We start from the raw sequence: 7400 nt of genomic DNA, 5'->3' as shown, positions 1-7400 counted from the left end.
AGCTGACATTATTTTGGATAATATTTTTTTCATGAATCATATTTTTTCCTCCTCATTATCTTTTACAATCTAAAAAGGAGAATTACTTTAAAAAAACATGTTTTTATTTAATATTTTTAAAAATGAAAAATTAGAAAAATATAATTTTATTACTATTAGTGTAATTTTGATATTTTGAAGATTTTTAATGAGAATTTAAGTATTAGTAATTAATCAAATTGTAAGTGTTTTTTAATCATTTAATTTTTTTTTATATAAAGATAAAATAACAACTGTGGCAATTAAAACAAATGGTCTAGAGATGATATTAACAATGTTTATATCATTAATATTGATCATAAGAGCTAAAAGCGCAAAAATTAAACCACATAATAAACTATGGTAAATAGCATTTTTAGAAAATGTTTTAACAATCATGAAACCCCAGATAACCATAATAATTCCTGCAATAAGATTGATGATTGTGTGATAAATAAAATTAGATAAATGAATAAAACTAATAATACCGGCTAAGATAAGACTAGTGATCATAAAGGTGGTTAGGATGAATAATGCAAATTTTAAATATATTTTTAAATATGATTTCATATTTCCTCCTTGTTATCTTAATAATATTATATTTAAGGATCGGTGAAATATGAGTATCTTCGAAGTATTTATGATAAGTCTTTGTATATATATTTATTTAAGTGTTTTACTTAGAATTTTTGGAAAAAAAGAATTTAGTCAATTAAATGTTTTTGATTTTGTTGTATTTTTAATTATTGCAGAAATTATGACTGATACGGTTGGTAATGAGGATTTTACTTTTTTTCATGGCGTAATAGCAACTGTTACATTAATCGTAGTTGATCGCCTAGTTTCTATGGTTACATTGAAATCAAAAAAACTTCGAGATATTTTTGAAGGGAGGCCAACATATATTATTTTTAAGGGAAAATTAAACCAAGAAAAGATGAAAGAACAGCGTTATACTGTAGACGATCTTTCACATCATTTAAGAGTAAATGATATTGATAGTATTTCTAAAGTGGAATTTGCTTTACTAGAGACAAATGGTTCATTATCCATAATTCCTAAAGATGAGTGTTGTGTCGAATTACCTGATGCTTTGATTTGTGATGGAATTGTTGATGAAGATAATTTAAAGTTACTAAATCGAGATCTCAATTGGTTAAAAAAAGAGTTAAAAAAACAGCATATCGATCATATTGAAGATGTTTTTTATTGTATTTTAGAAAAGGATAAATTACTTGTAATAAAAAAATAGAACTGTAAAAAAACAGTTCTATCCTAGTAACATTCGATCATTAGCAAATTCTTCACCACTAGCTTTTTCAAATTTATGAAGCAGGTCTTCAACTGTTAGTTTTTTCTTTTCAGCACCTTTTACATCATAAATTATTTGTCCGTTATACATCATAATTAATCGGTTACCAACATCAATAGCATCGCGCATATTATGAGTAACCATCATAGCTGTTAGATTTTGTTTGGTAATAATTTCGTTTGTTAATTTCAAAACTTTTGCTGATGTTGCAGGATCTAAAGCAGCAGTATGTTCATCTAATAAAAGTAATTTTGGTTTTTGCAAAGTAGCCATCAATAATGTGATTGCTTGTCTTTGACCACCAGATAATAAGCCCATTTTTGTTGTTAAACGATCTTCTAAACCTAGATTCAATGATTTAACAAGTTCACGATATTGTTCTTTTTCTTCTTTCGTAACTCCCCAAGCTAAACCGCGCGGTTTGCCTCGGCGATTTGCAAGAGCTAGATTTTCTAAAATCTGCATATCCCCAGCTGTTCCTAACATAGGATCTTGGAATAAGCGCCCGATTTTTTTGGCTCTTTGATGTTCAGGCTGTAAAGAAATATTTTCACCGTCTAATGTAATAGTTCCGCAATCTAAAGGATATAATCCAGAAATCATATTTAATAGAGTTGATTTACCGGCACCATTTCCACCAATGATAGTAACAAAATCACCTTTATCTAATTCTAGATTGATTTCGTGAAGAACCTTTTTTTCATTAACAGTTCCAAGATTAAATGTTTTACTTACTTGTTTTAATTTAAGCATTATCATCAATCTCCTTTGTTAATTTTTTATACATTGCAACTTGTTTGCGTTTGGAAAGCATGATTGGAATCGTTAAAGCAATACCAACAATAATTGCTGTTAATAATTTTAAATCATCCGTATTCAATCCTAATTGTAATACTAAAGCTACAATGATACGATAAATAATAGAACCAATGATAATTGATACTAATCTGATTGCAAAACCACCTTTTTTTGCAGGAATAACAACTTCACCAATAACGATCGATGCTAAGGCAATTACGATAGCTCCAGTACCAACACGTACATCAGTAGCTTGACCATATAATGCATATAACCCTCCAGATAATCCGACTAAACCATTACTGATCATTAAGCCTAATAGTTTCATTGTATCAGTATTGATTCCTAATGATCTGGCCATTTGTTCATTGTTACCAGTAGCTCTGATTGAAGAACCCATTTCAGTGCCAAAAAACCAATAAAGTATAGCGATAAAAATAATTACAAATATCAATGCTACGATAAGAGTAATATAATATTTATTAATATCTAAAGCTGCTGATAAATCAGCAAATAAAGTATTTGCAGTAGTTAGGGGGAGATTAGCACGTCCACCCATAATTCTTAAATTAATTGAATAAAGACCAATCTGTGTTAAAATACCAGCTAGAATGGCAGGAATCTTACATTTAGTATGTAAAATCCCTGTAATTGCTCCAGCAATAAAACCAGCAATAATTGCGATTAAAATAGCTAATAATGGATGCATGTTGTTTAAAACACAAACAGCACATACTGCTCCACCAGTAGCAAAGCTGCCATCAACTGTTAAGTCTGCAATATCTAGTAAACGAAAAGTAATATATACTCCTAGTGCTAAAAATCCCCAGATCAAGCCTAAATCAACGGCACCTAAATAAGTATAAAATAATCCCATTTTTTAACTCCTATTCTTCAATAAATGTAGCATCAGGATAATCATCTTTATTAATTGTAAAACCACATGTTTCTGCTACTTTTAAATTAATACATAAAGTACAATCTTCAGCTTTTAATTGAGCTATTGGAGTATCAGCAGCAGTTTTTTCACCTTTTAGAATTGCAACTGCTTGTTTACCAGCTTCACGACCTAGATTTTCATAATTGATTCCATAAGTTGCAAATCCGCCAGATTTTACCATACCTTCTTCTCCTACGATGCAAGGAATCTTAGCAGGGGAAGTGATTGCTTCAACACTGCTCATATAAGTTGCAAGAAGATTATCAGTAGGAATATAAACTACATCATTTTTATCATTGACGATTTGACTAGCAACAGCTTGGATTTCGTTAGAGTCAGACACTTTATAAACTTTATATTCGTATCCTTTTTCTTTTGCTGCTTCAACAGCTAGATTTCCTTGGAAAATAGAATTATCTTCACTACCACAATACATGATAGCTACTTTTTTGGCATCAGGCAGCATTTTTTCCATTAAATCAAATTGATCTTTTACAGGTGTTAAGTCACTAGCTCCAGTAACATTTCCTCCTGGTTTATCATTACTTTTAACAAGTTTAGTGCTTTCATAATCAGTTACAGCACATCCAACGATTGGAATTTCAGTCGTTGCTGCAGCTACAGCTTGAAGTGCAGGTGTAGCAATTGCATAAATCAAGTCATTATCACCATTAACTAATTTATCGGCAACAGTAGTACAGTTAGATTGATCCCCTGCAATTTGATAATCAATATTATCAGCACTTACACCAGCTTTAACTAATTCATCTTTAAATCCTTTGTATGAAGCATCAAGTGCATCATGCTGCATTAATTGAATAACTCCAACTTTAACCTCAGATAAATCTTTTGCTTCTCCACTGTCTTGGCTACCAGTACCACATCCCGTAATAACAAGAACAATGGCAAAAGCTAATAAACCTTTTAATAGTTTTTTCATAAATAATCCCTCCATATTTTTTATTATTAAACAAAAAAGTCCTCTAAAGAGGACGACAGAGTCGTGGTACCACCCCAAATTCATCATTAGTTTGCACTAATAATCTCAATAAGTATAAAACTTGACTACGATAACGGTTAGCAACCGATGATTACCTACATATCAGTATCCGACTCCGTGATGAATTCAATATACCTTAACGCATTGTTTGCACCATCCACAATGTCTCTGATATCTAAGTTATATTTACTATTTCACTTCACTGTCTTTGTTTAATAAATTGTTACTATTATGATACGTTATCATTATCGATTTGTCAATAAGCGATAAAATTAAAAACATTAAGAAAGTAAGATATCAAGCGACATCATAATGACAAAACCAACCATAAAACTAATTGTCCCTAAGTCAATTCCTTCTGTTGCATTTGCTTCAGGAATTAATTCTTCAATACAAACAAACATCATCGCTCCAGCAGCAAAACACAAAGCAAATGGTAAGATACCGTTTATCAGTGTCGCAAAAGCATATCCTAGAAGTGCTGCCGGTACTTCAACAAGTGCTGAAAACTGGCCATACATCATTGCTTTAAAACGGCTTTTTCCACATTGATGCATCGGTAAAGATATTGCTGTTCCTTCGGGAAAATTTTGAATACCGATACCGATTGCTAAAATCAAAGCTGCTAAATAATTTTCGTTTTGACATCCTGCAAATGCTACACCTACTGCTAAACCTTCAGGAATATTATGCAACGTCATTGCTAACATCAATAATTTATTTTTAGAATAATGAGCAGGGTTGATTCCTTCTTGAACATGAGACATCATATGTTCATGGGGAAGTAGTTTATCAATTAACATTAATAAACTAACACCACAAATAAAACCGATCGGTATGATCAATAAATTTAATTTACCAGTGCTTTCAAGTTGTTCTTTTGCTGGTAAAATAAGAGAAAAAAATGATGCTGCAATCATAATTCCAGCTGAACTGCCCAAGGCTATACAAACTAATTTTTTACTGGCACTTTTAACAAATAATACTAATGATGCGCCTAAAAATGTCATTAACCAGTTAAACGTTGCGACGATCAATACAATAATAAAAGGACTTAAAGATAGGATATATTCCATTATTTCACCTCATTTATTATTATGTAATTAATTTCATAGCATATGGGCATTTGTGTTTGTTCACTTTAAAATTATGTGGTATGATTAAACAAATGAGGTGATTATGGATGGAAGAGATGACGATTGCTATGCAAAACTATTTGGAATTAATTTATGAATTATCTTTAGATGGAAAAAAAGCTCGTGTAAGTGATATTGCTAAGCAGCTGGGAGTTTCTAAACCTAGTGTTAATAATGCAGTTCTTGTATTGGCCAAAGATGGTTATGTTGATTATGAAAAATATGCAGATATCAAGTTAACAGCAAAAGGTAAGAAGGCTGCAAAATTTATTTGCAGCAAGCATCAGACGATTAAACAACTGTTTATAGAAGTTTTGCATATTGATGAAAAAATTGCTGATAAAGATGCATGTTTAATTGAACACGTTATTTCAGATGAGAGTATTAAAGCGATGAGAGATTATATGAAAAAAGATTAAAGCATCAAAGATGCTTTTTTCTTTAAGTGTTTTTAAGTGTATTTAAGCGTTTTTATTGAATTATAATTATTTTTAAGTATAATAGTGGTTAGGAGGTGGAAAAATGCAATATCAATGTGTGTTTAGTGATATTGATGGGACTTTGTTAAATTCTCAGCATGAAATTACAAATAGGATGAAAATGAAAGTTCATGAGTTAGTGAATCAGGGGATACCTTTTGTTCTGGTTTCAGCACGAACTCCAAGTGGGATAAAGACAGTAATGAATCAGTTAGATATTCATATCCCGATAATCAGTTATAGTGGTGGACTAGTAATCAACAAAGATAATGAGATCTTATATTCAAGAGGAATATCTGTAGAGAATGCCAAACAAATTTATGAATTTATTGAAAAAAATTATCAAATTAGTGTTAATATTTGCAGTAATGATCATTGGATGAGTAAGGATTTAAAAAATCCTTGGGTCAAACAAGAAGCTGATATAACAGGAATCACTCCAGAGAAATTAGATTTTACTAAAATCGATATTGTTCATAAGATTTTATGTATGGGTGATAAAAATACTGTTGATTTAGTTGAACAGGCACTATTAAAGAAATATGATTTCTTATCTGTTTATAAATCAAAAGAGACTTATTTAGAGATTATGGATAAAAGTATTTCAAAAGCTAATGCCATAAATATATTGTGTGAAAAGCTTAATATCGATATTACAAAGACAGTTTCATTTGGAGATAATTATAATGATATTGACATGCTTCTAGCTACAGGGCGTGGTTTTGTTATGGCTAATGCACCACAAGGGGTTTTAAACCAAATTGCTAGACATACCAAATCTAATGATCAAGATGGAATAGTTTATGCTTTAGAAAATTTAATTGATAAGGAATAGATCTATAATGTATCAAGAAGAAAGAGTTTATCAGATATTGGAATTATTGAAAAAAGAAAAAACTTTAACAAATCAAGATATTATGAATAAATTTAATATTTCTAGAGATACTGCAAGAAGAGATATTATCAAATTAGTTAATGAAGGATTGGCAACGCGAACGCATGGTGGAATAACTTTAACTTCATTACATAGTCCAATTGATAATTATCATAATCGACAAGTTAAGAATAAAGAAATAAAAAAGGAACTTGCTATTAGAGCAATTAAATATCTTAATGGTCATAAAGTTTGTTTTTTTGATGTTTCAACAACGATTGAAGAAATGTGTGAAATGGTTCCTAATAAAATAGAAGCTTATAGTCATTCACTCGATAACATTGAAAAATTAGCTAATTATTGTAATGCTCATATGATTGGTGGAAAATATAATAATTATAATCGTTATATGTATGGAAGTCAGGCATTAGAAATGCTGGATAATATATATTTTGATATTGCTTTTATTGGTGCTGCGGCAATAAAAGAAGATGGTATATATGTTGAAGAATATGAAGATGCCACGATAAAGAAAAAAGTGGCATCTAGAAGCGCAAGTGTTTGTTTAGTTGTCGATGATAGCAAGTTTTTAAAGACAAGTTCATACAGAGCTTTGAATTGGAATGCAATCAATTTTATTATTACTAATACGTTATTACCAGAATCATTGATGAAAGAAATAACTGAGGCAGGATGCATATTAGATATTAATAAATAACAAATGTTATTTATTGAAAAAATATTTTGTTAAAAATCAATCATAAAATTTAAGTTTTTTAAAGTAATTCTCCTTTTTAGATTGTAAAAGATAATGAGGAGGAAAAAATATGATTCATGAAAAAA

The 7400-nt window shown here is 30.1% G+C and carries 9 protein-coding genes and 1 other annotated feature; of the genes, 4 read left to right on the top strand and 5 right to left on the bottom strand.

Annotation, left to right across the window (positions count from 1 at the left end; genetic code table 11):
* Nucleotides 1–231 precede the first annotated feature (231 nt).
* A complete protein-coding gene (locus BR82_RS0114050; RefSeq protein WP_027090687.1) occupies nt 232–588 on the bottom strand; it encodes a hypothetical protein in 357 nt (118 codons plus the stop codon).
* A 49-nt stretch (nt 589–637) separates the two neighbouring features.
* Here BR82_RS0114050 and BR82_RS0114045 point away from each other — a divergent pair, with 49 nt between their 5' ends.
* Nucleotides 638–1270 carry a YetF domain-containing protein gene (locus tag BR82_RS0114045; protein WP_027090686.1) on the top strand — a complete coding sequence of 211 codons (633 nt, stop codon included), beginning with the start codon at nt 638–640 and terminating at the stop codon, nt 1268–1270.
* Between the two features lie 18 nt (nt 1271–1288).
* Here the strand turns inward: BR82_RS0114045 and BR82_RS0114040 are convergent, their stop codons facing one another.
* From BR82_RS0114040 to BR82_RS0114025, 4 genes are all read right to left on the bottom strand, one after another.
* On the bottom strand, nt 1289–2083 hold the full coding sequence (locus BR82_RS0114040) for an ABC transporter ATP-binding protein (RefSeq protein ID WP_027090685.1): 795 nt from the start codon (nt 2081–2083) through the stop codon (nt 1289–1291).
* On the bottom strand, nt 2076–3005 hold the full coding sequence (locus BR82_RS0114035; protein WP_027090684.1) for an ABC transporter permease: 930 nt from the start codon (nt 3003–3005) through the stop codon (nt 2076–2078). Before BR82_RS0114035 ends, BR82_RS0114040 begins: the two co-directional genes overlap by 8 nt.
* A 10-nt stretch (nt 3006–3015) precedes the next feature.
* The gene (locus BR82_RS0114030; RefSeq protein WP_027090683.1) at nt 3016–4008 is read right to left on the bottom strand and encodes an ABC transporter substrate-binding protein; all 993 of its coding nucleotides are present in this window, start codon (nt 4006–4008) and stop codon (nt 3016–3018) included.
* A 45-nt stretch (nt 4009–4053) separates the two neighbouring features.
* Nucleotides 4054–4280, bottom strand: a binding site (T-box leader).
* Between the two features lie 69 nt (nt 4281–4349).
* Complete coding sequence (locus BR82_RS0114025; protein WP_027090682.1) at nt 4350–5144, bottom strand: ZIP family metal transporter; 795 nt, start codon at nt 5142–5144, stop codon at nt 4350–4352.
* Between the two features lie 107 nt (nt 5145–5251).
* Between BR82_RS0114025 and BR82_RS0114020 the strand changes: the two genes are divergently transcribed.
* From BR82_RS0114020 to BR82_RS0114010, 3 genes are all read left to right on the top strand, one after another.
* Nucleotides 5252–5623 (top strand): metal-dependent transcriptional regulator, encoded by a 372-nt coding sequence (locus tag BR82_RS0114020; RefSeq protein WP_027090681.1) that lies wholly within the window; start codon nt 5252–5254, stop codon nt 5621–5623.
* Nucleotides 5624–5726: 103 nt separating this feature from the next.
* A complete protein-coding gene (locus BR82_RS0114015; RefSeq protein WP_027090680.1) occupies nt 5727–6518 on the top strand; it encodes a Cof-type HAD-IIB family hydrolase in 792 nt (263 codons plus the stop codon).
* Nucleotides 6519–6525: 7 nt separating this feature from the next.
* Nucleotides 6526–7275 carry a DeoR/GlpR family DNA-binding transcription regulator gene (locus BR82_RS0114010; RefSeq protein WP_027090679.1) on the top strand — a complete coding sequence of 250 codons (750 nt, stop codon included), beginning with the start codon at nt 6526–6528 and terminating at the stop codon, nt 7273–7275.
* Nucleotides 7276–7400: the final 125 nt, after the last annotated feature.

The organism is Thomasclavelia saccharogumia DSM 17460 (assembly GCF_000686665.1).
In the GTDB taxonomy this organism is placed as follows: Bacteria; Bacillota_I; Bacilli_A; order Erysipelotrichales; family Coprobacillaceae; genus Thomasclavelia; species Thomasclavelia saccharogumia.
This window is presented reverse-complemented; position numbering and strand designations above follow the sequence as displayed.

Excerpts from the sequence above, each read along its gene's own strand:
- BR82_RS0114050 (WP_027090687.1), bottom strand. The coding sequence starts at position 588 with ATGAAATCATATTTAAAAATATATTTAAAATTTGCATTATTCATCCTA.
- BR82_RS0114045 (WP_027090686.1), top strand. The coding sequence starts at position 638 with ATGAGTATCTTCGAAGTATTTATGATAAGTCTTTGTATATATATTTAT.
- BR82_RS0114040 (WP_027090685.1), bottom strand. The coding sequence starts at position 2,083 with ATGCTTAAATTAAAACAAGTAAGTAAAACATTTAATCTTGGAACTGTT.
- BR82_RS0114035 (WP_027090684.1), bottom strand. The coding sequence starts at position 3,005 with ATGGGATTATTTTATACTTATTTAGGTGCCGTTGATTTAGGCTTGATC.
- BR82_RS0114030 (WP_027090683.1), bottom strand. The coding sequence starts at position 4,008 with ATGAAAAAACTATTAAAAGGTTTATTAGCTTTTGCCATTGTTCTTGTT.
- BR82_RS0114025 (WP_027090682.1), bottom strand. The coding sequence starts at position 5,144 with ATGGAATATATCCTATCTTTAAGTCCTTTTATTATTGTATTGATCGTC.
- BR82_RS0114020 (WP_027090681.1), top strand. The coding sequence starts at position 5,252 with ATGGAAGAGATGACGATTGCTATGCAAAACTATTTGGAATTAATTTAT.
- BR82_RS0114015 (WP_027090680.1), top strand. The coding sequence starts at position 5,727 with ATGCAATATCAATGTGTGTTTAGTGATATTGATGGGACTTTGTTAAAT.
- BR82_RS0114010 (WP_027090679.1), top strand. The coding sequence starts at position 6,526 with ATGTATCAAGAAGAAAGAGTTTATCAGATATTGGAATTATTGAAAAAA.